Below are 23,933 nucleotides of genomic sequence, written 5' to 3'. Positions count from 1 at the left end.
TGTTTTAATGGAAAAGGCTATCAGAACTTAAAGGCTACACTGGCCAGGAAATTCAGCTGTTTCTGCGGTGTACCATTGGTATTCCAGTATTGTTTATTTAACAGGTTGTTACCTTTTACAGACAGGCGGAACTTAGGCTGGTCGTAAAAGATGGTGGCATTCAATAAGGTATACCCCGGCAGTACAAATGTGTTGGTAGCTTCAAACCAGGAATCGCTTACATAGTTACCGCCTACGCCAAAACCCAGGCCTTTCACTTTACCTTGCGGAATAGCATAGCTTACCCACAGGTTGGCTACATCTTTAGGTGCAAAAGTTACATATTTGCCTTCCAGGGCAGCGGATGCTTTCGTGTATTTGTTCTCGTTATGCGCATAACCCGCTATAATGTTTACGCCGGCAGCGGGGTTACCGATCACTTCTACCTCATAGCCTTTGCTGTGCTGGGTGCCATCCTGCACAGTGAAGTTTTGCCCGTCAATTACTTCTATACGGGTGGAGTTGGTAACTGCAATGTCATAGTAGCTTACAGAGCCGCTTAATTTACCACTGATCACATCAAACTTCACCCCGCCTTCCCACTGGTTGCCATACTGGGGTTTTAGCTCCAGGATGGTATTGTCCGGCTGTGGAACCGGCGCCAGGTTCACAAACCCATTCATGTAGTTACCAAATACGGATACTTTTTCCGGTACCACCTGGTACACTAATCCAAACTTAGGCGACAGGGAGGTTTGGCTGTATTCACCGGCATACTTACCCGTAGCAGGGGTGTACGTGCCTTTTGTGGTGAACCGGTCTACCCGCAAGCTTAACATGGCCATCAGGTTGGGGGTAATGTTCAATACATCGGAAGCATATGCGCTGTAGCTGTAAGCTTTAGTGGTGGTGCTGGCAAAACCTTTCTGAACAGAAAGTGCGTTCAGCTCTTCAACACTAACGTCTTTTACAGGCTGGCGGATATTTACCGCATCCAAATTTAACGTAACACGGTATAAGTCGTTATAGTTATAATTATAATCCAACCCGATCACCATACGGTTGCGCAGTGATCCTATGTTAAAGTCACCGATGAAATTCTGCTGCAGCTCGGTATTACCAAAGGTTTCCGGGGTTTGGTTCCTTACAGAACGGCCCATAGTAGAATCCGTGAGCATTGTAAGGGTTGTCCAGTAAAAATGCTTGTAAAAGCCTTCTGAATACAGGTAGTTGGTTTGTGACTTCCACTTATCGGATATTTTATATTCAACCAGTGCCTGTACATTATTAATACCGTTACTAACGTCTACGCCATTATTGATATAAGAAGCTTTATAATTCAGCTGCAGATCTTTAAAGTTACGGGCGGTTACATTTTTCAGTGATCCAATAGCCAGGGAGGTAGTCGTATAGTTAGCGCGGGTAAGCTCCGCTTCTACCGTAAGCTTCAACCGTTCATTTACCTGGTACGAGAAGCTGGGCGCAACTGTATAGTTCTTTGCATATCCCTGGTCCTGGAATGAACCTTCTGATTGTGCAGCGGCGTTCAGGCGGAACAGTAAGGTTTTATCTTTATTCAGCGGGGCATTTACATCTGCAGCAACCCGGCTTAGCTCGTAGCTGCCGCCGGTATAGCTGATCATACCGCCAAAATCTTCATACGGTTTTTTAGTCACGTAATTAAAAACACCGCCAAAAGTAATGTTGCGGTTACTGCCGAATAAAGTACCGGCAGGCCCTTTAATAGCTTCCACCCGCTCCAGAATGATGGGGTTTAATGGAACTACGGCGCTGGTAACCAAACCATTCCGCATGCCCACGGTATTGGAAAAGCCGCGCATGGTCATACCCTGTGATCCGCCGGCTATAAAATTAGGTACAGCGCCGGGAATGTTCCGGTAAATATCCGTACGCTCAGTGGCTACCTGTTCATCCATCAGCGCTTTACCTACTACCTGGTACACCTGTGGGTTTTCCAGGTTCTTGATAGGCAGGCGTGCAATCTGTTCGCTTTCCTTTTTGGCGTATTTATTTTTGGTATGGGTAATAATGATCTCCTGCAGCTGTGTGCTGGACACCTGCAGCTGTAAGTTAATGGTGGCGGTTTTATTCCTTTCTACGGTTACACTTTCCGTAAGTGTTTCATAACCTACCAGCGATACTTCCAGCTCATAGCTGCCGGGCGCCAGGTGATGAATGGTGAAAGTACCATCCTCGTTACTCAGTGTATTTTTAGCAGTTCCTTTTACTACAATGCTTACCGCTGCTGCAGCCTTGTTATCATTGGTGGTGATTTTCCCTTTAATGGATCCGAAGTCCGTTTCATTTTCATCGTTCATAGCAAAACCAAAGAGAGGGAGCAGGAGGAGTATAAATTGTATAACTCGCTTCATGACAAGATCAGATTTCCGCAAAGGTGCGGTCAGAAATGGGAAGGTATTTTAACAATCGGGAAAAGTTTTTACGGAAAAGGGAAAAATTGAGGCTAACTGCGAAGAATATATGATGGGAAGAAATTGACCGGCATAAACGCATTTTGTTTAATTTTAATGCTTGGGACAATTGCCAGATATACAGGTCAGGACAATAAACATACTTATGAAATTATGCCCATTATTAATAGCAGGGATGCTATTCTTAGGATGCACGCAAAGGGTTCGGCAAAACAATGCAAACGAAGTGAAAATTGATACCCCGGTAGTAGCAACGGCTATCCGGGAAGATGTTGAACGGGTCATTTATGACCTGAATAATGACAACAGGCCGGATACCATTACTTTAACAACGCCGCCCGCAGAAGGCGATCCTGGTCTGTTTCAAACGATCACTATTTCATTTAATGGAATGCACCAACAATCTTTTAAGGCTAAGGATGTTTGGGATTTAGTTGATAGTTCGTTCCTAGCTGTTACTAAGAATGAGGTGCCCTCAAAACAGGTTTTTATTCATAAAGAACCGGGGCAGACTTTGATATTCCTTTTTGGCTATATCTATGGTGCAGGGCGTGGGGAGTTCTCTATTATCCGGATCCGGGATAATAAAGCTAAATTGGTTTTTGACGATCACCTTGACAATCCTCTTCAGCTAACAGACTTTGATAATGATGGAAAAGCTGAGCTGTTAGGAAGGAATGAGGGTGAAATGTATATGGATATTGACAGTATAAACGCCCGGATTGGCGTATATTTCCCATTTTATATTTATTCATTTAAAGACAGCTGTATCATTGATGAAACCATGACACAGCAATATAATGAGGACAATTATGTGTGGGCAGGACTTAAGTATAGAGAAGACATAAAAGTAGCCTATCCTAATGATGGGTCCAGGCCTTACATCATACAATAAGCATACATGCCCAAATGTTTACTCTTTATCACAGCACTTTTGCTGGCACAATTGGTTTTGCCGGTCTAAATAGGCAGCTTATCCCAAATTCTGCAAAAAAACATTCAAATCTTCCTCCTTCCCTAATCCCAGCTTTTGTTTGATCCGGTACCGGCTCATACGCACACTCTTCGGCTCAATATGCAGAATTTGGGCAATCTTCTTTGTATCCATCTTAAGGTGCAGGTAAGCGCACAGCTTCAGATCAAGAGGGGTAAGCTTTTGCTGGGTTCTTTCATTTAACAGGTAAAAGAAATCGGGGTGTACCTGCTGGATCTGTAGTTTCACATCTTCAAAATCATTATCCAGCAGCTGTTCCTCATTCCAGATCTTATTGATGTTTAAGAGGTCGTTATCATTAATTTTTTCTTTGATCTGCAATAACATCTCTTTTTTATGCTCCAATTGCAGCAGGTTGGCCATGGCTTCTTTTTGCAGTTGTTGTTGCTGGGCTTCCAGCAGCTGCTGTTCGGCCTTTAACCTGGATTGCTCCTCTTTTTCCAGCTTCATCTGCAATTCAGCTTCCTGCTTTTCCAGCTGCAGCTGTTTTTCCCGCTGCAGTGAATACCGCAGCCTGAAATGGTAGGATCGGAACATAAAGATGAGGCCTAGTAAAGAAACGGCGGCAATGCCAATATAGAAGTAGTTCTGCATGCGGCTATATTGCTCGCGCTGCTTTAGCATTAGTACTTCGTTATTTTTTTTTTCGGTTTCGTACTGTATTTCCAGCTTTTGGGCATTCAGCGCCTGCTGCCGGTCAAAGAGCTTGGCTTTATATTCAGGTATCTTTTTCTGAAATTCCAGGGCTTTGGGGTAATTCCCGTTTTTCTCATAAAGGTTGGCCAGCGCTGTTACTACATTTATAAGGGTGTAATAATAAGGGTCCTTCTGGTCTTGCATTACGGTGTAAGCCTCCAGCAAATAATTTTCTTCCAGTGCTGTTTTTTTATCCCGCTTAGCGTATTCGCTTAAGATACCCAGGCTGCTGGCCATAATTTCCTGTCCGTATAAAGTACTTTTTGCGGCTGTTTTGGCCATGTTGGCATATTGAATGGCATTTGCCTTCGCCTTTTCGTCTGTTGCGGGAAAATTTCTTAAATAATAATCAGCGCTGTTTATACAGGCTATCGCATAGGTTTTTTGTGCTACTTCCTTAGGGTGTTGCTGATGCAGATCTTCAACTTTTCTTAAATAATAAATAATAAGATCCCGCTGGTCTGTGCTTTGGGATTTTTGATAGTTATAATCAGCAGCGGTTGATTGCGCTATGTAGCAGTTACTTAGCAGGTTATAATCACCGGTTTGCAGGGCATTTTCAGTAGCTTTCTGCGCATAGGTATTCACTTTCTGCACATCATCCCACAGGGTGTTCAAGGCATACAGGAGGTAATATATTTTAGCGGAGATATAAGGTTCCGGGTGTTGCCCCTGTGCCTTAAGGCCCAATTGAGCGTAGTTGGTTACGGAATCGGCATTATCCAGCGCATTATATAACAAGGCCTGGGTGTAATAACCATAAGCCATGGCAATAGGGGTACGCGCCTTTTGGGCAATGGACAGCGCGGTGTCGCTTGTTTTTTTCAATATGGCAAACTGCTTGGTATTGGCGTAAATATTAACCAGCACCGTATAGGCCCTGGTGGCTGCGGTAAGATCATTCAGCTTCAGGGCAATGCCCGCGCCCTGTTGTGCTGTTGCTATAGCGGATGGATAATTTTCGTTTATGCGATAAGCCTCTGCCAGGTGGGTAAGCCGGGCGGCTTGCTCCCTCTGGCCTGACCCGGCAGCCGGTTGTGAACGGTCCGGTGAAGAAGTTTGCGCAGTAGCTATGAAACAATATAAGCTGATACCTATCCAAAAGAATACACCTTTTACTCCGATATATTTCATACCGCAAAAGTAGTATAAAGATTAAAAGACCCGCCCGCCCGGACAAAAAAGTCTACGTCTACAGAAGTTATAACAATTTGATAAACAAGTATTTGAAATTACTGTAGACGCATTGTAGACGGCATTTTAGCCTGGTGTAGATGCTCTGTAGCAGGCTGATATTTGGAAAGGCCTCTGACTAAACCCAGTTTTGTGCAGGCAATTTTAAACTTAAAAAACTAAGCCTTATGAACAGCAAAACACTATCCATTATTTCCTACATCACGCTTATCGGCTGGGCCGTTGCTTATTTTAGTGGAAAAGAAAAGGCAGATCCCCTGCTGAAATATCACCTGCGGCAGGCATTGGGACTGGCCATTGTAAGTATTATATTAAATGTAATATTAAGCGTGATCGCCACTGTAGTGCCTTCCCTGTCTTTTCTGAGCATGATAGGCCTGGTTATTTTCGTGCTTTGGGTAATGGGTATTATTAATGCCGCCAACGGTGCGCAAAAACCCATCCCGGTAATTGGTAAAATGTTCGAGTATAAGTTCTCTTTCATTGGGTAGTCGCCGCTGGCCTTTATATCCATCACCCCTTAACTAAATCCATCCGGGCTGACAATGAAACGTGGCTTTTTATTATTCGCGGCACTTAACGCGGTGTTTTTTGCGATTGTCCTTCCCATGCTTTTGTATTACAACATCAAAAGTGAATATGCACCCAACCTCCGGGAAAGGGACCCCTGGTTTGCGCTGGGTGTTGTAGCCGCATCTGTGGTGATCTGGATCGTAGTGCTGGCAGGATATTTCCGTAAATGGATCATAAATATTTTTATTGCCAGGCGGAATATCACCTACCTGAAAGAGAAGGGGATACCACGGGAAGCTAAGATCATGGCCGTAACAAAAACATCAAAGCCCAATGCCGGTTACGATGCCTATGATCTTAGCCTGTCATTTAAAAACCTGGTAGGCGCCGAAATTTTACAAAAAGCAAGTATAAATGACGCCAAGCCTTATGAACGCCGTTTTGAAGTGGGAAAAAAGATTGAGCTGTTACTTGATAAAGAAGTAAAGCATGAGCCTTATTTCATTTTTGCAACTTCAGAGGCCACTATTAAAAAAGCAGCTATTGCGCTAATCAGCTTAGGCTGGTTAGCGCTTACTGCATTGGTAATTGTCTATTATGGCCTTTCCTATTTATTAGAAAGTGAAGGTATGGGATGGCGTTTTATGAGCCTGGGTCACCCGCTGATCGTTTGCCCGGCCATCCTTTTATTTCTCCGCATTATCATCACACTTATTTACTATAAAATAGCTGGTAAGCCCGGTGATGCAGTATCTATTAAGTTTAAAGGCATACGAACCGATGCCCGCTTACTGAAAGCCAGCCAAACCGGTACTTACATTAATGATCAGCCACAGATAAAATTCGACCTTGAATATACCGATCACCTGAAAAGGACTCATCACGCAAGCCTGAAGAAAATCATAGGCCTGCTTGAGCTGGATACCCTTAAGCAGGAATATGTATCTATTTATTACCTCAAAGAGAAGCCGGAAAAAATAGCATTTGCGAGCGATCTAAATGAATTAAGCTGAACTTATGAAGGCATTACGCGCCGTTATTATTATACTGGCCCTGTGCAGTTCCGGCTGCAAACAGGTATTAAAAAGTGTAGAGGAAACTTTTAAACCGGATAGTGCTGCCCTAAGCCGGCAGGTTCAAAAGCAGGCTGTTGCTGATAGTTCGGCTAAACCGGTGGCAACACAACAGGAAAGCATTAGTATAAAAATAGAAACACATATATCAACGGAAACACATACTTCAACTTCCACCACCCATACTCATGCTCCCACCAGGGAAAGCAAAAAATTCTTAACAGACACGACCCGCCTAAAAAAGGCTGAAAAGGCTTTAAGAGCCCTGCCGCAATTTGCCGGTAAGGAGATCTTCATTTACCGTTCCGTTCATTTTTATGGGGATGGAAATATAATGTTGATGCTCCGGCATCCTGAAAACCCTAAATACGTAGACAATTACACGTACAGCGATGGAAAATGGTCTGCGCCTACCCCTGCGCAAATATTCTTACATGATGATGTAGACAGTAAGCTGGTTTCTTTAGACAGGATCAGCTTTGCCAATGCAGCCAGGGTAGCCCGGATTTATAATGAGAAAGCTGCTGAAGTAGAGGGCGCAAAACCACTGGGCTCTGTTTATGTATCCATCTGGGATAGAAGGATGCGCTGGTTCCCGGGAACTATCAATGGCGCCCGTGAGCGTTATGATATACAGTTTAATGAAGATGGAAGCCTAAAAAGCTTCCGGCAGGAATGATAGCCGATTAGGATGATCAGGAGTTAATTAATAACTTCGGTTCATGAATGCTGAAACTATTCTGAAGGACCATTTATTAAAAATAATTGATCTTAACGACGAGCAGTTTAGTTATGTGTTTTCCCATTTCAAACCCATGTCCTTTAAAAAGGGCCAGGTCATTATTGCAGAAGGGGATAAGGTGAGCTGCGAATACTTTGTAACAGCCGGTTGCCTGAAATCATTCTATATTAACGACGATCTGAAAATGTTCATCCTCCAGTTTGCTATGCCTGGCTGGTGGGCATCCGACTATAATGCTTTATATAATGATATTAAGGCTACCATTAGTGTAGATTGTATTACGGATGCTGAAGTCCTTTGCATATCCAACGCCGACCGCGAAAAGCTGTGCAGCGAGATCCATGCGGTTGAACACTTCTTTCGCTGGCGTACCAATAAAGGTTATGTAGCAGCACAGAAACGGCTTTTATTATTCATGAACAACGATGCCAAACACCGGTACGAAGAGCTGCTTAATACCTATCCACAGTTATATAATATCGTTTCCAAACAACTTATCGCCGCTTACCTGGGTGTTTCCCGCGAAACACTAAGCCGCCTCTACCATGGTTGAAATGTGATGTGGATCACATAAACAGTGCACTATTATAAATGTGATGCAGGTCACATGCTTTCCTCGTTATTCCGCTCCACCTTTGTGTTGTCATTAAAACATAAAGAAAATGGAAACTAAAAAATTTAATATCGTAAGCACCCAAAGCAACATTGATTGGGTGGGCCGTAAAGTAACCGGTGCGCATAATGGCACCATCGGCATCAAAGAAGGTTCATTATTATTTGATAATGACCGTTTGACTGGCGGCAGGTTTGTTGCTGATACCACCTCCATCAAAATACTGGACATAACGGACCCCGCCACCAATGCGCAGTTTGCCGGGCACCTGGCTTCGGATGATTTCTTCAGCTCAGCGCAATATCCCGAGGCAATATTTAACATCACCTCAGTAAATGGCGCCCATATTGAAGGTGACCTCACCATAAAAAACAGTACGCATCCTATCAGTTTTGATGCGCAGATCAATCTTTCGGGCGATGTGATGACCGCATCAGGTATTATTGTAGTGGACCGCACCCAATACGGTATGAAGTTCCGTTCAGGAAGCTTCTTCAAGGACCTGGGCGATATCCTGATCTATAATGATTTTGAGCTGCAGGTGAATATCACTGCTACAGCTGCCAAAGAAAATGTCTTAGCTTAAAACCATAGCCATGCCATATGTAAAAATAGAGGTGACCCGTGAAGGCGTTACCCGTGAACAAAAACAGCAGTTAATAAAAGGCGTTACTGACCTTATTACCAGCACGCTGAATAAGGACCCTCATCTTACCCACGTGGTGATCCAGGAAATAGACCTGGATGACTGGGGCTATGCAGGGGAGCAGGTATCTGTTTTAAGGGAAAAAGGCATAACAGCCGAAAAGAAATAATGCCATGAAACCATTATGAGGATAACTCATAATGGTTTCATGCTCACTTAAAGAATTATTCCAATGAAAAAGCAAACAATAATCGTTACCGGTGCATCATCCGGTATCGGAAAAGAAGTGGCCCGTTATTTTTTAGAGCGGGGCGATAATGTGGTCATTAACTCCACCACCCCCGAAAAGCTGGAGCAGGTTTACCGGGAGCTTGGCGCAGGGCTCAACCTGGCTATGGTTGCGGGTAATGTGAGTGATAAGCGTACCGGCGAAAAGCTGGTAGCCACCGCCGTTGAAAAATTTGGTTCGGCAGATGTGCTGGTGAATAATGCCGGGATCTTTGGCACCAAACCTTTCCTGGAAGTGGATGAAGCTTACCTCGATAATTTTTTAAGTACCAACCTGAAGGGAACCTATTTCACCACCCAGGCAGTTATCCCGCAAATGTTGAAACAGCAGAACGGTGTGGTGATCAACCTTGGTACGCCCATGGTTAACCATGCTTTTGGCGGGGTGCCTGCCAGTGCGGCGGTGTCCAGCAAAGGCGCCATTCATGCGCTTACCCTTCAGCTGGCAGCGGAGTTTGGCAAGTGTAATATAAGGATTAATACCGTGGCCCCGGGCGTAATACGCACGCCTATGCACAATGGACAGGATGATAAAAGCGCTGGCCTGCACCTGCTTAATCGCGTGGGTGAGGTAGAAGACGTAGCGCAAATGGTGTATACCGTAGCTAAGAGCACTTTTATCAATGGCGCCATTATTAATGTGGATGGTGGCATGGCCGCCGGCCATAATTTAAACTGATATGAAAGCAATTTTGTTAACAGCTTTCCTGTTCGGGATAGTACCGGGTTTGAAAGCGCAACAACTAAAGAAAATGCAAACCGATCTGCAAGACAAAGCCGCCATTACACAGGCGCTGGAAAACATTTACTTCAAAGGGATCTATGAAGGTGACGTGAGCCTGTTAGCACAGGTGTACCATCCCGGTACCTTATTGTTCGGCGACGTAAAGGGGCAGCCCTACGCCAAAACCCTGGAACAGTACCTGGATGGCGTGGCGCACCGCCAAAGCCCCAAAGATTCGGGCAAACCGTTTAAGGGCGATATCCTGGCTGTGGATGTGATCAATTCTATCGCCGTAGCTAAAGTGCATGTAAAAATGTATGAGTTTAATTATGACGAGTTCCTGTCATTCCATAAAATTGATGGCAAATGGCTCATCGTAAATAAAATGATCAGCGACGTTAATCTTTAAAATAGCAAGGCATGTGGTACAAAACAAAAGCAAGTGAGATTTTAGGCATCCAGTATCCCATTATGCAGGGACCCTTTGGCGGTGGATTGTCGTCCGTTGAGCTGGTAGCAACGGTATCCAATGCCGGCGGCCTGGGAGGCTATGGCGCTTACACTATGAGCCCGCAGGAGATCTACGCGTTGGACCAGCAATTGAAAGCCGCTACGGATAAGCCCTACAACATTAACCTGTGGGTTTCAGATACCGATGCGGTGAATGGTACAGTTACCACTGAACAATATGAAAAAGTTGCACAGCTGTTCAAACCCTATTTTGACGAAGCCGGCATACCCCTGCCGCCACAGCCGGCGCCTTTCAGATCGAGGTTTGAGAACCAGGTGGAAGTTATACTAACTATTAAGCCTAAAGTATTCAGCTTTATGTTTGGCATACCCACGGCGTATATCCTGGAGCAGTGCCGCAGGCTGGGTATTAAAACCGTGGGAGCGGCTACCACGCTGGATGAAGCAATTGCGCTGGAAAATGCCGGTGTGGATATGATCATTGCCTCAGGTTTTGAATCGGGCGGCCACCGGCCGTCGTTCCTGGCCCCGGCTGAACAATCCACTACAGGCACTTTTGTATTGCTGCAGCTGATCCGGGAAAAAGTAAAGCTGCCCATCATTGCCGCAGGTGGTATTGCTACCGGCCGTGGGATAGCTGCAGCGCTTACCCTGGGCGCCGATGCAGCGCAGATAGGTACTGCTTTCCTGGCCTGTGATGAATCGGGCGCGCTGCCCATTCACCGGGAAATGCTATTCTCTGACGCTGCAAAATATACTACGCTGTCAAGAGCCTTCACCGGCCGTTTAGGCAGGGGCATCACTACGCGTATTGCCAAAGATCTGATAGGAAAGGAAGATAGGATCCTGCCATTCCCGCTGCAAACCAACTTCATGTCATCATTGCGTAAGGCTTCGCTGGAGCAGCAGAAACATGATATGATACTCTTCTGGGGCGGCCAGATAGCGCCGGTATTACGCCACAAAAAAGCGGCTGCGCTGATGCAGTCGCTCATTGAAGAAACCACCGCTCTAACCGGAACATATACACGCTAAAAAGTTAAAACCATGAACACATCAAAAGTATGGTACGTAACGGGCGCTTCCCAGGGATTAGGACTTACCCTGGTGAAAAAGCTGCTGGCAAATGGCTACCGTGTAGCCGCCACCTCCCGTAATGCGCAGCTCCTGAAAGAAGCGGTAGGCCTGAGAGATACGGGACGTTTTCTGCCGCTTTCAGCAGACCTGAATAACCCGGACTGTATTGATGAATCTATACGGCAAACTATAGATGCCTTTGGGCAGATAGACGTGGTGGTGAACAATGCAGGTTACGGCATGGCTGGTACCATTGAGGAGATAGCTGAGCAGGACATTAAAAAGATCTTTGACGTGAATGTGCTTGCAACCATCAACGTAACCAGGCGCATATTACCGGTAATGCGTTTGCAACGGTTTGGCTACATTATAAATATCGGTTCGGTTGCAGGTTTTGTAGGTGCGCCCGGCTGGGCGGCATATGCAGCCACCAAAGCCGCTGTAGCAGCGTTTTCGGAGGTGCTGGCTTTGGATGTAAAAGAATTCGGCATCCGTGTTACGGTAGTTGAACCATCCGGTTTCCGTACCGGCTTTCTCACCCAAAACTCGCTGGCTTATACGGAGAGCAGGATCGATGGTTACCAGGCCGTAAAAGACACACAGGCCCGCTACCTGGCTGGTAACGGCAAACAGCCCGGCGACCCTGGCCGCGCGGCTGAAATACTGATCCAATTATCCGAAAGTGAACAACCGCCGCTGCACCTGTACTTAGGGAAAGATGCCTATAGCCGGGCGTCGGAAAAGCTTAAGGTTATGACGCAGGAGATAGAGGATTGGAGGGAGCTTACTATTTCGGTAGATTTTGAAATCTAACTATAAGGAGTTTTAATGCTTCATTCCCGACAGGGTAAAAATGATCAGTAATAAACCAATAGCGATCAAGCCCCAATAAATATATCTGAAGAATGAGCCATCCTGTAGCTTACGGTTGAAATACCTGCCCAGAAAAATAGCAGGTACTATAGCAGGCAGGCAAAACAGAAAATATCTGATCACTTCTAATCCCAGCAAACCCTGTATAGCATAACCAACAATACCAATAAAGCTGGCAGGCAGGAAGTAAGCCTGAAGGGTGGCCCTGAAATGTTTTGCGCTCCATTTTCTCATATTGCCGTACACTACCAGCGGTGGGCCATTAAGACCGTAAGCCCCGCCAAGCACACCTGATAAAAAACCGCAGGTAAACAGCCAGAAGCGGCTGTCATGTTCAAGCTGTGGTGTGTTCTTTAGCAGTAAGGTATAAGTACTATAGCCTATAATAAGTAATCCTAAAATTATCTTTACCCAGTATTCGTTCCCGTATGTAAGGATCAGTAGGCCCAGCGGTATGCCCAGCATGGCATACAGGATCAGCCACCTGGCACTGTTAAAATGGATCTCCCGGTTATCCTGGATAACAACTACAGATGCCACAAAAACGGACATCAGTACGGATAACGGAACCGCTACATTAAGCGGGAGAAAAAGCACAAATAAGGGAACGGCGATCAGGGATTCCCCAAACCCGAAAGTAGAGCGCACCAGCGTTGCTAAGAAGCTGATGCCTATTATGCATATAAGCGTTGAAAACATAAGCTCATCGAAAAAATGTCCGGCCGGGAAAGTAAGCCATGAAGGCCCCTGAATTTCCATTTCACCCGCGCTTAAATTTGTCAAAATACCTATTATAACGGCAGCGCTGTATTTTTTTATTTGGGAAGTAAAATGTAAGGTTATTCAGATGATGGATTGGGAGATTGGCGTTAAAGACCCTTTATTTGTCGCGGAGTACCCTCATAATATTTAATGACCTTACTTAGTTTTAGCTTAAACACTAATAACATGAGAACTGTAACATTTGGCATGAACATTAGCATAGACGGCTACTGCGATCATACTATTTTTAATCCAAGCGAAGAGCTGATGGATTATTTTACAGAAATGATGGATGATGTTGACCTGCTCTTTTTTGGCCGTGTGATGTACCAGCTCATGTTCCCCTATTGGAGCGATGTTGCGGAAGATCAATCCGGCACAGCAGCTGAAAATAGATTTGCGAAAAGGCTTAGCGCTATTGATAGCGTTGTTGTTTCGCGATCATTGGACAGCGCCGGCGCAAATACGCGGATTATCCGTAGCAACCCTGCGGCAGAGCTCCTGAAGCTGAAACAGCAACCCGGTAAAAAAATTTCAGTAGACAGTGTAAGCCTGCTTCCGGAGTTGATTGCTGCAAGCCTTATCGATGAATTTAACCTGGTTGTTCATCCGGTGATCGTGGGAAAGGGAAGACCATTGCTGGAGGCGGGAAGCCTCCAGGAGAAACTTGATCTAAAGCTGGCCAATACCATACATTTTAAATCGGGATGTGTGGCGCTTCATTATTTGAAACAGTGAGGGGGAATGGCAGGAAGATGATAGGGGACCGGGTTACAACAAAAAAGGCCGCCTTTGGCGACCTTTCAGATTCCTTGTACCGCGTACGGGAATCGAACCCGTGATTCATCCGTGAAAGGGATGCGTCTTAACCCCTTGACCAACGCGGCATTCCGTTTAAGGGATGGCAAAAGTAAGTAAAAGATAGTAAAAAGCAAATTTTTTATACCTTCATTTTCACCACACCGGGCAGCAGCTGGTATCTTGTTTTACCCATATATTACCGGTAGCCGTTCAGGTGTGCCGATAAAAGCCGCTCTTCATCCAGGATCCGCACAACCATCACCTTTTCTTTTTCCTTACCCGGCCCGGCTTTTAGCCGGCGTGCCAGCAGGGAGCGGTCATACCGCAGCAGGTAGGCTGTGCAGCAGTACCAAACACGGCAAGGCATAGCCAGCCTGCCAAGGTCCAGGCAGGTAAAAAAATGAGCACTAACAGGGATAAAAGAAATTTGCAACTCCGGTAAAAGGCTTACCCAGGTTTTCCATGGCGGTGGGTTTATTGGGTGAAGAGAATGCAGGTGAAGGCTCAAAAATATTTATTTTTATGGTATTATGCCACGTAGCCTCGAATTTGATCAGCATGAGAAGTTGGTAAAAGCCCGCGATACCTTTTGGGAAAAAGGTTACCATGCCACCTCCATTACGGACCTGGGACGGTCAATGGACCTGAATCCCGGAAGCATCTACAACACTTATGGCAGTAAGCACGAGCTGTTTGTACAATGCCTTTGTAATTATATTGAATGCACCTTTGCGCATTACCAGCGTATAGCGGCTAATGAACAGTCGCCCATGGCAGCCATTACACATATTATAGATAAGGTAGCGGACAAAATGGTGACAGATCATCATGCCTGCATGATCGGTAAATCATCCTTTGAGCTTTGTGAGGCCGATAAAGAAGTACGCACGCTGCTGAAAGATAATAACGATGCTTTGGTAAGCCTTTTCCGTCAGCTGCTTACCAAAGCGCAGGAGGCTGGGGAAATTACCCCGGATAAAGATCCGGCTACCCTGGCACAATTATTAGTGGCTAGTTTTAGTGGCCTGGGGCAGCATTATCTACTGTACCAGGATAAAACACAGCTGCACACACTGGCTATGCAGCTCATTCATTTAATAAAGGCATAAACGAAAAAGCCATGAAAGATCTGAAAGTATTGACCCAGGTAGCTGATTTTCATAATACATTCAAAGTACCCATAGAGGCCAACCCCGTTATACCATCTGCCCAAAGATGCGCATTAAGGATCCGGCTTTTTGAAGAGGAGCTGCAGGAGCTAAGGGATGCCATTGCCAATAACGACCTGGTAGAGGTGGCAGATGCCCTATGCGACCTGCAATATGTGCTTACCGGCACAGCTTTGGAGTTTGGCCTGGGCGAAAAATTCTGCGAGCTGTTTGATGAAGTGCACCGCTCCAACATGAGTAAAGCCTGCAAAACAGCAGAAGAAGCCGCGGAAACCATAGCGCACTACCGGGCTAACTTAAATACTGAAGCCTACCATAAAGAAATAGACGGCATGTATGTGATTTACCGTGCAGAGGATGATAAAACCCTGAAGTCTGTGAATTACTCCGCACCGGCATTGAAATCCATCCTGGGCGGAAAAGAAGCATAACAGGCCGCGGAATTGGGCGCCCTGCAATCAAAGCTCACCATACTAAACAGGTTCGTTTAATTGAGGAAGGAATAAACGCTGAAATATTAAAAGATAAATTTGTCCTTTATTATGAATGGTCATAACTTAGCCTTACAGATCCTAAAATACATTTCATAAAAATATAGTTATGTTGAAGAGGGAAAGGAGCTGGCTGACCATAGCGCTCATTAACCTGTCGGTGGTGGCGCTGTTAGGGCTATTGCTCAGGAGCAAAATACTATTCCCGATACCTGCTATTAATTTCGGGAACTTATTGCACGCACATTCACATTTTGCATTTACCGGATGGATAAGTCTTGGCCTGTTAACATTAATGACCTACCGCGTACTCCCGGAAAAGTATAGCAGTCAGCTACGGTACAAATGGCTTTTGGCAGGCATTCTGCTAAGCGCAGTTGGAATGCTGTTCAGTTTCCCCTTCCAGGGATACGCGTTCTTTTCAATACTCTTTTCTACACTTTCCATATTAGTATCCTATGCATTTAGCTGGTTTTTTATAAAAGATCTTTTAAAGGCCATGCCCCCTAAACCTGTAATTATATTAGCCGTTTCGTCACTGGTGGCGATGGTGCTTTCGTCAGTAGGGCCGTTTACGCTGGCTTATATGATGGCATCGCATTCCGTGAATACCTTGTTATACAGAGATGCCATCTATACTTACTTGCACCTGCAGTACAACGGCTTCTTTACGCTGGGTGTTTTCTCACTGTTCGTTCATCATTTGGGCCATTCTTCCGCTAAGGTTCCGGAACGCAGTCTGAACCATTTTGCAACGATCCTGTCTGTATCGGTATTACCTACCCTGGCCCTTTCGTACCTGTGGCATTTTCCAAATGCTGTAATACGTGCCATTGCAGTGGCAGGCTGCGGTTGCCTGGTTGTTACACTGGTTAGTTTTATCGTAATGATGCGGGCTGCAAAAGAAGCGCTTAAAACAGTAAGCCCGTTTGCAAAAAGAATAGGTACATTATCAATGATCGCATTTGCGGTTAAGACCGCGGTACAAATTTTTATTGTTTTTCCAGCAGTAGGGGAGATGGTATTCAGTAACAGGCCTGTTATTATAGGTTACCTGCACCTGGTAATGCTGGGATTTGTTACCCTCTATCTTTTTGCTTACCTGCTGCACATAGGTTATTTTGAAACAGGCAGAGACCTGTCAGTACCCGGGATCATCATTTTCACCGTCGCCGTGATCGCTAATGAAATCATATTGGCTATGCAGGGGTTCCCTGCTATCTTCATGTTAAACAGCATCCTGTACCTGTGGCTGTTATGGGCCGCTGCCATTGGTTTGTTCACCGGCGCTTCAGTGATAGCTGCGGCAGCCATTAAGCGTTTGAGGACCCGCTCAGATATCCTTCTTCTTAAATACCCTGGCAGCTATTATCAAAGGAATAACCGTCCAGCATAACATACAGATAACCGTATAGATGCTGCCGGTGGCAGATCCCATGAACTTCTTGAACAAAGCGCCTGAGTAGCCCATCATTACTGCCACATCTAATTGCAGCAGCACCAATACCCGGGCCAGGTCAACGGGGTTTAAAGATATAAGTCCTAATAACGGCTTATCAACCGGATAATCGCTGAATGAATAAATAAAGGAGAGCAGCAGCCCATCAAAGAGCAGGGTAAAGAATAATGCGGTAATGATGGCTGCGCCGATACCTTTTGTTTTGTCTTTAAACAATACAAAGATCAGCAGAGCCAGTGCAGAGAAGATCAGTGTCAGGAATAACCCGCTTACCAGAAGTGTAATGGTAGCTGCGGTATAATAAAGTATACATACCGGAATACCAACTCCTGCCAGGTAAGCAATACTTAACGCAATAGCAATGCCGGCGTACTGAGCCAGGAGCATGGTTTTTCTTCTGATGGGCTGGGCCAGCAGCAGTTCCGTGAACTCTACGGAATTAAAGAAATAAATAGTGGAAAAGAGAATGCTGATAATAGGTACAAATAACAACGTAATGTTTAACAGGCTTAAAAGACCTTTGGAAGCATTGTCGCCCATACCGGATACGCTGATGGTTATGGCCGCCAGTATAAGCGCATAAACAATAATTGTTTTATTCCTCAGCAGGTCAAACAGTACATATTTAATAATTGTTCTCATAGTGCAGGCATTCTTTCGGGTGATTTTTTTGCATGATCGCAGCAATGATCTTATTCAGCTTTTCCTGGCCGGTTACCTTTTTCAGCTCTTCCACTGTTTTATACAATAGCAGCTTTCCTTCCTGCAGGTATACAATATGGCTGGTAATATCATCCAGGTCACTGAGCACATGTGAGGTGATCAGGATCAGCTTTCCGTTGGCGCGTTCCTTTATAATTTTATCTTTCAGCAGCTCGCTGGCTACGGGATCCAATCCCGCGGTGGGCTCATCCAGGATAAAGATCTCCGGAGAAAAAAGGAAGGCAAGGCAGGCGCTAACCTTTTGGCGTGTACCGCCAGACAGGCTTCGCATTGTTTTATGCTGAACAGCGGGTATATTAAATCCTTCGATCAGCTCCTCATCATAGCGCTTACAATCTTTCCGGATCTCTTTGAGCATCTTAATAACCTGGCCGATGGTCATATTTTCAGGATAACGTCCTATCTGCGGCATATAGCCTATCTGTGAGCGGTAATCCCACTGATCTTTTATTACAGCTCCGTTTATTTTGATCGTTCCTTTTCCGGGGATCACTAATCCCAGTATGGATTTTATCAGCGTAGTTTTTCCCGAGCCATTGGGGCCTAATAAGGAAATGGTTTGCCCACGCTCAAAATGCAGGCTGATATCATCTAAAGCCTTAAACTTTCTGAAGGTTTTGGTAAGCTGCGTTATTTCGATCATAACTTCAATTTTTTCATCATTGGCTGATCATCTTTCAGCATATCCGGAATAATGCTGGGCATTACTTTTTCCACCTGCTCCATGATATTGGTAAGAAGGCTGTGGTACAGGATCATTGCCGGTGGTATCTTTTCGGTTATTACTGAATATACACTTACCGGGTAATAGGATACATCCCCCACATTGTTTTTATCCAGGTCATAGCCGTCATATTTGTCCCAGTAATTATGGTTGAATACATTTAGCATCATGGTTCCATTGGTGGTTACATCAAAGGAATTGCCGATGAAATTGTTCTCAACAAAATTGCTCCCGCTGCAGCTGGCCTGTACGCGCACTCCCCATCCGTTCTCACTGAAAAGGTTATGCCGCACATCCACCCGCGTAGTGCTTTCCATATGGATGCCCACGGTGTTTTTTATAAACCGGTTGTGCTCAATTTTACTGTCGGTGATCTCTTTCAATAAAAGGCCATAAGAGGCGTCGCCCCAGTTATGGTTAAAAGCATTGTCATACATGACCACGCCTCTGGAGTACATTACGGCAACGCCTGCACCATTGTCCATAAAGGTGTTCTGCGCATAGCGGTCGTTGTGCGAGAACATGAAGTGCAGGCCATAGCGTGCATTTTCAAAAGAGGTGTTATCAGCAATATATGAATGGGTAACAAACTCAAAATAAATGCCGTCCCGGTGCCCCGATATGGAATTGCCTTTTATTCCCAGCCCCTCACATTTCCATGCATGTATGCCATTGCCGCCGTTTATTTCACCTTTGGTATCTGAGTGGATGGTATTGTTAACAATATAACAGCGGTTAGAATTTTGCAGATAAACACCATACGTGTTATTAATGAAGCGGTTATTCCGGATAGTAACGCATTTTGCATTTATGATCTTAATGCCGGCCATATCTATAACCGATCCTTTTCCTATATGCTGGATCTGCAAGCCCTGTATGAGTACTGAATCGGCGGCAATAATAAAAACCTGGTATTTATTTTCTCCGTCTATCACCGGCAATCCCTGGCCTGTTATCGTCAGCTTTTTGGATACCAGGATATCATGTTCCCTGTAAAAGCCCTGTTGCAATAATAAGGTGTCGCCACTATGCGCCTGCTCTATGGCCTGGTGAATACTGTTGGCGGCAGCATGTACTTTTATAATGGCGGCAAAGCCTCCGGTGGCGGCGTACAGCAGCAATGCGTGTAATAACAGCACTTGTTTCATGGGCTTATTCATTTGGTCCCAGGTCTTCCAGTTTTAACAGGTCATTCTGCAGGCTGTCTTTAAAGGGAGCGGCCTCCTTAGCGGATGCAAAAGCTGCAAAGTTCCCGTTCATAGGACTTTTGAATATTCCGCTATGCAGGTATACCGCCTGGTGTGCATCCAGGAAACTATTATCTGGTTTGCTATAATCGCTTACAAATAATATGGTTCCTGTGCTGTTAAAATTTTCTTCTTCGGTATATTTTAACAGACATGCCAGGTCATCGAATTTGTAGGCCTTACCTTTTTCTGTTACAATTTCTGCCGCAAAACGCTTATCTATTATGGTCATTTTACAATGTGCGCATGCATCATGGCCATAGTCAATGGGCTCAAATTCCTGTTGGCAGGCAGAGAGGCCAATGAGGCCAAGCATACCTATCAGTAGTACCTGTTTCATGTTACTTTTTTTTCCATTCATAGATCGTTATTGCAACCAGTAAAACACCTGTTCCTATGTAAAACCATCCGCCAACATCGGGTTGGGACAGTACTTCAAAGTTTAGCAATTTCTTATACCCGAATAAGGGAGGCTGGTACGACATGCCCGGAACCTGGATAGGGGCGTGAGGATCGAGGTGGTGCCCATAATTATATTCCCACATGTAGAAGTCATAAAATGAAAAGGCAGCAATGCAAATAAATAGGACCGTCCAGATATAATAGTAGAGTTTCCGCTTAAGTATTAATACTACAATCCCCAGCAGGATAAACAGCAGCATGGTGATGGGCAGGAAAATAAATTCCCGGAAATCCTCTTTTTTGATCTCGTTCATGCCTATATAATGATTCAATCCGTTGATGATCGGTACATCGCCTTTTACGTCGTTCAGCCAGATCTGCATGGATAGTCCGCCAGGGTACTGCGGCGCCCGCAGGTCAATCCGCCACATAGGAAATAGCCACAGTGTTCCCAGGAACAGCATAGCGATCACAATACTTATTCTTCCCGGTTTAGTCAGTTTCTTCATAATGAACAGATAAAAAAGGTACTGCTGTCATGCAGTACCTTTTGTGCTTGATCTTATTTTTGTGCGCTGGTATCCGCTACCACACCGGTGCCGAATTTCAGGGGAGTATTGCTTCCTTTGGGAGATACTCTCAGGTAACCGGACATTTCCTGGTGTAAGGCGGAACAAAAGTCCGTACAGTAAAATGGATAGATGCCCTGCTTTTGCGGGGTGAATTTCAGGGTAACGGTTTCACCCGGCATAATTAACAACTCTGCATTCGGGTTGTTCTTAATGGCAAAACCATGCGGAATATCCCAGTCCTGTTCCAGGTTGGTAACATGGAAGTAAACATCATCGCCCACAGATACCCCTTCAATATTATCAGGTACCAGGTGTGAGCGGATAGCGGTCATGTACACGTCTACCCGGTTCCCTTTGCGGACTACATTGGCCTTCTTTTCACCCAGCGTTACAAACTCATTGCCATTCTTGTTAATGTCATAGTACTTCACCTGCTTGCCCTGTATTAAGCTTGCGGGTAAAGCCTGCGCATAGTGCGGCTCGCCGATAGTAGGGAAATCCAGGAGCAGCTGCATTTTATCTCCGGATATATCATAAAGCTGGGCAGATTGCGCCAGTTCCGGACCAGTAGGTAAGAACCGGTCTTTTGTTATTTTATTGTATGCCACCAGGTATTTACCCCAGGGCTTTTTAGTGTCTCCACCGGGGATCATCAGGTGCCCAACAGAATAGTAGGTGGGCGCCCGGTCCAGTACCTTCAGATCTTTTAAGCTCCATTTCACCACTTCTGAAGAAAGGAACATGGAAGTATAGGCATTTCCTTTGCCATCAAATTCTGTGTGTAAAGGACCCAGACCAGGTTTTTGCACCTCGCCGTATAAAGCTGCTTCATATTTTATGATGGGGATACCCTGGAAATCTCCTTCAAATTGTTTGTCGCCGATGGCTTTAATCATTTTACTGAATGAGAACACTGGGATCAATGCTGCCAGTTTTCCGCTGCCCACAATGTATTCCCCGGTAGGATCCAGGTCGCAGCCATGCGGAGATTTAGGGCAGGGGATCATGTAAACCATATCCGGACAATCTTTCGGATCCAGTAACAATACATCGTGTTCAATAACCGAAGTGGCTAGTTGTTTTCCTTCATCAAAGGTATTATGCGCATATTCTGCAGGTACCTTTTTGCCCTTGCCTGCTTTGGCGTATTCTTCTGCTTTTTTCCAGTTAACGGCAATAATATAGTCTTTGTCTTTCTGTGATGCATTCACCTCAAGCAGCGTATAGGCCTGCTCGGTATTGTAGCTGGAAAAGAAGAACCAGTCATGTGAAGGCCCTTTCCCGGCATGGCTCAGATCCAGGTTCATACCCGGCAATACTATCTGAAAAGCAAGGGCCATATTACCGGAGTTCTTATCTACGCTAATAAAGGAGGCGGTGCTATGAAAGTTCTGTTTGAATGAGCTGATGGGCACATCCTCTGAACCCAATGGTACGGAAAAGCGGGTGCCTGCCACTACATATTCCGTATTCTCTGTAATGAAGGGGGAGGAGTGGTTACCGGCACTGTTAGGCATTTGCAGGATCTCCACCGTTTTAAAGGTACTCAGATCTATCCTGGCCACACGGGGCGTATTGTTGGCATTGGCAAACAGCCAGCGCCCATCCTGCTCCCCGTTGGTTTGCGATAATTCCAGGTGGTGCTGATCGTCCCATGGGATCTGGCCGTTAGTGGTATTCAGCATGGCCTTTGTTTCTTCGCTATAGCCATAACCATTTTCAGGGAACATGGAAAATACAGGGATCAGCTTTAGCAGCCGGCCTGAAGGCAAACCGTAAACCGATACCTGGCCGTTGAAGCCACCGGATACAAAGTTGTAATACTCGTCGTATTTACCGGGAGCTACGTATACTTTTGAATCAGCGTCTCCCTGTACGGCAGCTGCGGTGTTCTTCATTTTGCAGCTTTGCAGGGAAGCTATTGCAGCTACAAAGCAAAGCGGAAGGAATATTTTTTTCATAAATATAGATAAAGGTGAGTGTGATTAATTTTTGCCATCATTTTCCCGCATGTATTCCAGTACATGGCGGGCCTCATCATCCGTCAGGTGCTGGTTGGGCATACGCACCATACACTGTTCAAGCATGGCCTGTGCTGCAGGGTCTTTGTCGATCATCTCATCTGTATTGGTTACAAAATTCATGATCCACTCAGGCTTTCTTCTGTCCGTAACACCTTTCCATCCGGGGCCTACCAGTTTTTCACCGGTAAGCTTATGACAGGCCGCGCATTTTACATCGTATACGGTTTTGCCCCCGGCTACCATGGCCTTGTCAAGCGGGTGGGTAAGTTTTACTTCAGTGAACTTGCCTTTGCCTTTGGCTTCATCTGCAGCGCCCTGGCCGGCAGTCTTATTTTCCGGGGCTACCATGCTGGAATCGCCTGCAGCGCTGCCGGAGGAGGATTGGGAATCAGCGCCGGAGCTCGAACCCGAACCGCAGCTGTAAATAAGAAGGCTTACTATAGCTATTGATGCTAAAAGAGATACTTGCTTCATAACTTATTTTTAGGTTGTTACTTCTTTATTATTTATTGATGGAAACAGATTGTGGCAAACGATAGCGCATTCTCCTGACAGATCATATACTTTATAGCCGGAGGTATGATCGTACAAAGCTATCTGCTGTGAGTAAGGAATCTGTTGCTTACGGTCAACGGCAGTACTGATCTTAATCACTGTCCGGCATGATGAAGATCAGCTGCTCCTCAGATCACTTTCTGGTTAACCGGGTTATCCATTGCATAAAGCAGCCGCATGTCGCTTAGCAGCCCGCCGATATGTGACCGGTTCACATCGTTAAAGTCCGATATGTTCAGTGGCTTGTTGCTTAGCTTTGCAATCTGTCCTCCCAGCTTTACTTTAAGTTTATCCATGAGAGATAGTTGATCATAGATTATTTTTCCCGGGAAAAAATAATACCTGCAATTGTCTTCAAAGCATGCTGGGATATTCTGCTGTACATAGCTTCTCAGCTTTTCCTGTTTATCTTTCTTAGTAGCAGTTACAAGGAAAATGAACAATCTCTTTTTCTGCAGTTGGGCGGCATGTTGTTTTAACCAATTCCGCATCAGCAATTTGCCTATGTATATGCTGCTTCCAAGAATGAGGAAGCCGGCATTTGCTATTATTTCCGGAGTGGCCTGCTCTTGCGGTATGGCCGGTATCTTCAGCTCAGCGCTTAGCCATGCAGCGTACTGCCGGGTAGCTCCGTACCTGGATCTGTAAATGATGAACCCATTCATAGC

At 45.3% G+C, this 23,933-nt stretch carries 27 protein-coding genes and 1 tRNA gene; 15 read left to right on the top strand and 13 right to left on the bottom strand.

Annotation, left to right across the window (positions count from 1 at the left end; translation table 11 throughout):
• Positions 1 to 20 precede the first annotated feature (20 nt).
• The gene (locus BMZ54_RS28985) at positions 21 to 2,372 is read right to left on the bottom strand and encodes a TonB-dependent receptor (protein ID WP_089920146.1); all 2,352 of its coding nucleotides are present in this window, start codon (positions 2,370 to 2,372) and stop codon (positions 21 to 23) included.
• 205 nt (positions 2,373 to 2,577) lie between these two features.
• On the opposite strand from BMZ54_RS28985, the gene BMZ54_RS28980 reads away from it, so the two are divergent.
• Positions 2,578 to 3,327 carry a hypothetical protein gene (locus tag BMZ54_RS28980; protein ID WP_143081178.1) on the top strand — a complete coding sequence of 250 codons (750 nt, stop codon included), beginning with the start codon at positions 2,578 to 2,580 and terminating at the stop codon, positions 3,325 to 3,327.
• Positions 3,328 to 3,405: 78 nt separating this feature from the next.
• On the opposite strand, the gene BMZ54_RS28975 is transcribed toward BMZ54_RS28980, so the two are convergent.
• Positions 3,406 to 5,256 (bottom strand): helix-turn-helix transcriptional regulator, encoded by a 1,851-nt coding sequence (locus BMZ54_RS28975; RefSeq protein ID WP_089920141.1) that lies wholly within the window; start codon positions 5,254 to 5,256, stop codon positions 3,406 to 3,408.
• A gap of 227 nt (positions 5,257 to 5,483) precedes the next feature.
• Between BMZ54_RS28975 and BMZ54_RS28970 the strand changes: the two genes are divergently transcribed.
• The 10 genes from BMZ54_RS28970 (at position 5,484) to BMZ54_RS28925 (ending at position 12,276) form a co-directional block, all read left to right on the top strand.
• Positions 5,484 to 5,807, top strand: coding sequence for a DUF4870 domain-containing protein (locus tag BMZ54_RS28970; protein WP_089920139.1), 324 nt, complete (start codon positions 5,484 to 5,486; stop codon positions 5,805 to 5,807).
• 54 nt (positions 5,808 to 5,861) lie between these two features.
• Positions 5,862 to 6,842, top strand: a complete 981-nt coding sequence (locus tag BMZ54_RS28965) for a hypothetical protein (protein WP_089920137.1) — start codon at positions 5,862 to 5,864, stop codon at positions 6,840 to 6,842.
• A 4-nt stretch (positions 6,843 to 6,846) separates the two neighbouring features.
• Positions 6,847 to 7,581, top strand: coding sequence for a hypothetical protein (locus BMZ54_RS28960; RefSeq protein ID WP_089920135.1), 735 nt, complete (start codon positions 6,847 to 6,849; stop codon positions 7,579 to 7,581).
• A gap of 43 nt (positions 7,582 to 7,624) precedes the next feature.
• On the top strand, positions 7,625 to 8,197 hold the full coding sequence (locus BMZ54_RS28955; RefSeq protein WP_089920132.1) for a Crp/Fnr family transcriptional regulator: 573 nt from the start codon (positions 7,625 to 7,627) through the stop codon (positions 8,195 to 8,197).
• A gap of 109 nt (positions 8,198 to 8,306) precedes the next feature.
• Complete coding sequence (locus BMZ54_RS28950; protein ID WP_089920129.1) at positions 8,307 to 8,843, top strand: YceI family protein; 537 nt, start codon at positions 8,307 to 8,309, stop codon at positions 8,841 to 8,843.
• Positions 8,844 to 8,853: 10 nt separating this feature from the next.
• Complete coding sequence (locus BMZ54_RS28945) at positions 8,854 to 9,072, top strand: tautomerase family protein (protein WP_089920127.1); 219 nt, start codon at positions 8,854 to 8,856, stop codon at positions 9,070 to 9,072.
• Positions 9,073 to 9,135: 63 nt separating this feature from the next.
• Positions 9,136 to 9,870 carry an SDR family NAD(P)-dependent oxidoreductase gene (locus tag BMZ54_RS28940; protein WP_089920125.1) on the top strand — a complete coding sequence of 245 codons (735 nt, stop codon included), beginning with the start codon at positions 9,136 to 9,138 and terminating at the stop codon, positions 9,868 to 9,870.
• Position 9,871: 1 nt separating this feature from the next.
• Entirely contained in the window at positions 9,872 to 10,324 is a 453-nt protein-coding gene (locus BMZ54_RS28935) for a nuclear transport factor 2 family protein (RefSeq protein ID WP_089920123.1), read from the top strand.
• A gap of 11 nt (positions 10,325 to 10,335) precedes the next feature.
• Positions 10,336 to 11,421, top strand: coding sequence for an NAD(P)H-dependent flavin oxidoreductase (locus BMZ54_RS28930; protein WP_089920122.1), 1,086 nt, complete (start codon positions 10,336 to 10,338; stop codon positions 11,419 to 11,421).
• 12 nt (positions 11,422 to 11,433) lie between these two features.
• Complete coding sequence (locus BMZ54_RS28925; RefSeq protein WP_089920120.1) at positions 11,434 to 12,276, top strand: SDR family NAD(P)-dependent oxidoreductase; 843 nt, start codon at positions 11,434 to 11,436, stop codon at positions 12,274 to 12,276.
• A 12-nt stretch (positions 12,277 to 12,288) separates the two neighbouring features.
• On the opposite strand, the gene BMZ54_RS28920 is transcribed toward BMZ54_RS28925, so the two are convergent.
• Positions 12,289 to 13,095, bottom strand: a complete 807-nt coding sequence (locus BMZ54_RS28920; RefSeq protein WP_238386717.1) for a sulfite exporter TauE/SafE family protein — start codon at positions 13,093 to 13,095, stop codon at positions 12,289 to 12,291.
• A gap of 189 nt (positions 13,096 to 13,284) precedes the next feature.
• Between BMZ54_RS28920 and BMZ54_RS28915 the strand changes: the two genes are divergently transcribed.
• Entirely contained in the window at positions 13,285 to 13,836 is a 552-nt protein-coding gene (locus BMZ54_RS28915; protein ID WP_089920118.1) for a dihydrofolate reductase family protein, read from the top strand.
• Positions 13,837 to 13,913: 77 nt separating this feature from the next.
• On the opposite strand, the gene BMZ54_RS28910 is transcribed toward BMZ54_RS28915, so the two are convergent.
• Positions 13,914 to 13,985, bottom strand: a tRNA-Glu gene (locus BMZ54_RS28910).
• Positions 13,986 to 14,095: 110 nt separating this feature from the next.
• Complete coding sequence (locus BMZ54_RS33025) at positions 14,096 to 14,266, bottom strand: hypothetical protein (RefSeq protein ID WP_156093032.1); 171 nt, start codon at positions 14,264 to 14,266, stop codon at positions 14,096 to 14,098.
• A gap of 163 nt (positions 14,267 to 14,429) precedes the next feature.
• Here BMZ54_RS33025 and BMZ54_RS28900 point away from each other — a divergent pair, with 163 nt between their 5' ends.
• The 3 genes from BMZ54_RS28900 (at position 14,430) to BMZ54_RS28890 (ending at position 16,955) form a co-directional block, all read left to right on the top strand.
• Entirely contained in the window at positions 14,430 to 15,008 is a 579-nt protein-coding gene (locus BMZ54_RS28900; protein WP_089920114.1) for a TetR/AcrR family transcriptional regulator, read from the top strand.
• A gap of 11 nt (positions 15,009 to 15,019) precedes the next feature.
• The gene (locus BMZ54_RS28895) at positions 15,020 to 15,499 is read left to right on the top strand and encodes a pyrophosphohydrolase domain-containing protein (RefSeq protein WP_089920112.1); all 480 of its coding nucleotides are present in this window, start codon (positions 15,020 to 15,022) and stop codon (positions 15,497 to 15,499) included.
• A 169-nt stretch (positions 15,500 to 15,668) separates the two neighbouring features.
• On the top strand, positions 15,669 to 16,955 hold the full coding sequence (locus tag BMZ54_RS28890; RefSeq protein ID WP_143081177.1) for a hypothetical protein: 1,287 nt from the start codon (positions 15,669 to 15,671) through the stop codon (positions 16,953 to 16,955).
• Here BMZ54_RS28890 and BMZ54_RS28885 read toward each other — a convergent pair.
• From BMZ54_RS28885 to BMZ54_RS28850, 8 genes are all read right to left on the bottom strand, one after another.
• Complete coding sequence (locus BMZ54_RS28885) at positions 16,893 to 17,660, bottom strand: ABC transporter permease subunit (RefSeq protein WP_089920107.1); 768 nt, start codon at positions 17,658 to 17,660, stop codon at positions 16,893 to 16,895. The genes BMZ54_RS28890 and BMZ54_RS28885 overlap by 63 nt on opposite strands.
• Positions 17,644 to 18,384, bottom strand: a complete 741-nt coding sequence (locus tag BMZ54_RS28880) for an ABC transporter ATP-binding protein (RefSeq protein WP_089920105.1) — start codon at positions 18,382 to 18,384, stop codon at positions 17,644 to 17,646. The genes BMZ54_RS28885 and BMZ54_RS28880 overlap by 17 nt, the downstream gene beginning before the upstream one ends.
• Entirely contained in the window at positions 18,381 to 19,613 is a 1,233-nt protein-coding gene (gene nosD, locus BMZ54_RS28875) for a nitrous oxide reductase family maturation protein NosD (protein WP_089920510.1), read from the bottom strand. Before nosD ends, BMZ54_RS28880 begins: the two co-directional genes overlap by 4 nt.
• 4 nt (positions 19,614 to 19,617) lie before the next feature.
• A complete protein-coding gene (locus BMZ54_RS28870) occupies positions 19,618 to 20,052 on the bottom strand; it encodes a nitrous oxide reductase accessory protein NosL (protein ID WP_162277697.1) in 435 nt (144 codons plus the stop codon).
• A gap of 1 nt (position 20,053) precedes the next feature.
• Positions 20,054 to 20,623, bottom strand: coding sequence for a hypothetical protein (locus tag BMZ54_RS28865; protein ID WP_202909391.1), 570 nt, complete (start codon positions 20,621 to 20,623; stop codon positions 20,054 to 20,056).
• A 53-nt stretch (positions 20,624 to 20,676) separates the two neighbouring features.
• Positions 20,677 to 22,647 carry a Sec-dependent nitrous-oxide reductase gene (gene nosZ / locus BMZ54_RS28860; RefSeq protein WP_089920098.1) on the bottom strand — a complete coding sequence of 657 codons (1,971 nt, stop codon included), beginning with the start codon at positions 22,645 to 22,647 and terminating at the stop codon, positions 20,677 to 20,679.
• A 24-nt stretch (positions 22,648 to 22,671) separates the two neighbouring features.
• Positions 22,672 to 23,184 carry a c-type cytochrome gene (locus tag BMZ54_RS28855; protein ID WP_089920097.1) on the bottom strand — a complete coding sequence of 171 codons (513 nt, stop codon included), beginning with the start codon at positions 23,182 to 23,184 and terminating at the stop codon, positions 22,672 to 22,674.
• Positions 23,185 to 23,393: 209 nt separating this feature from the next.
• Positions 23,394 to 23,930, bottom strand: a complete 537-nt coding sequence (locus BMZ54_RS28850) for a flavodoxin domain-containing protein (RefSeq protein ID WP_089920095.1) — start codon at positions 23,928 to 23,930, stop codon at positions 23,394 to 23,396.
• Positions 23,931 to 23,933: the final 3 nt, after the last annotated feature.

This window comes from Chitinophaga rupis (genome assembly GCF_900109685.1).
GTDB classification, from domain to species: Bacteria; Bacteroidota; Bacteroidia; order Chitinophagales; family Chitinophagaceae; genus Chitinophaga; species Chitinophaga rupis.
The sequence above is the reverse complement of the archived record's forward strand: the minus strand, read 5'-3'. Positions and strand labels throughout refer to the sequence as shown.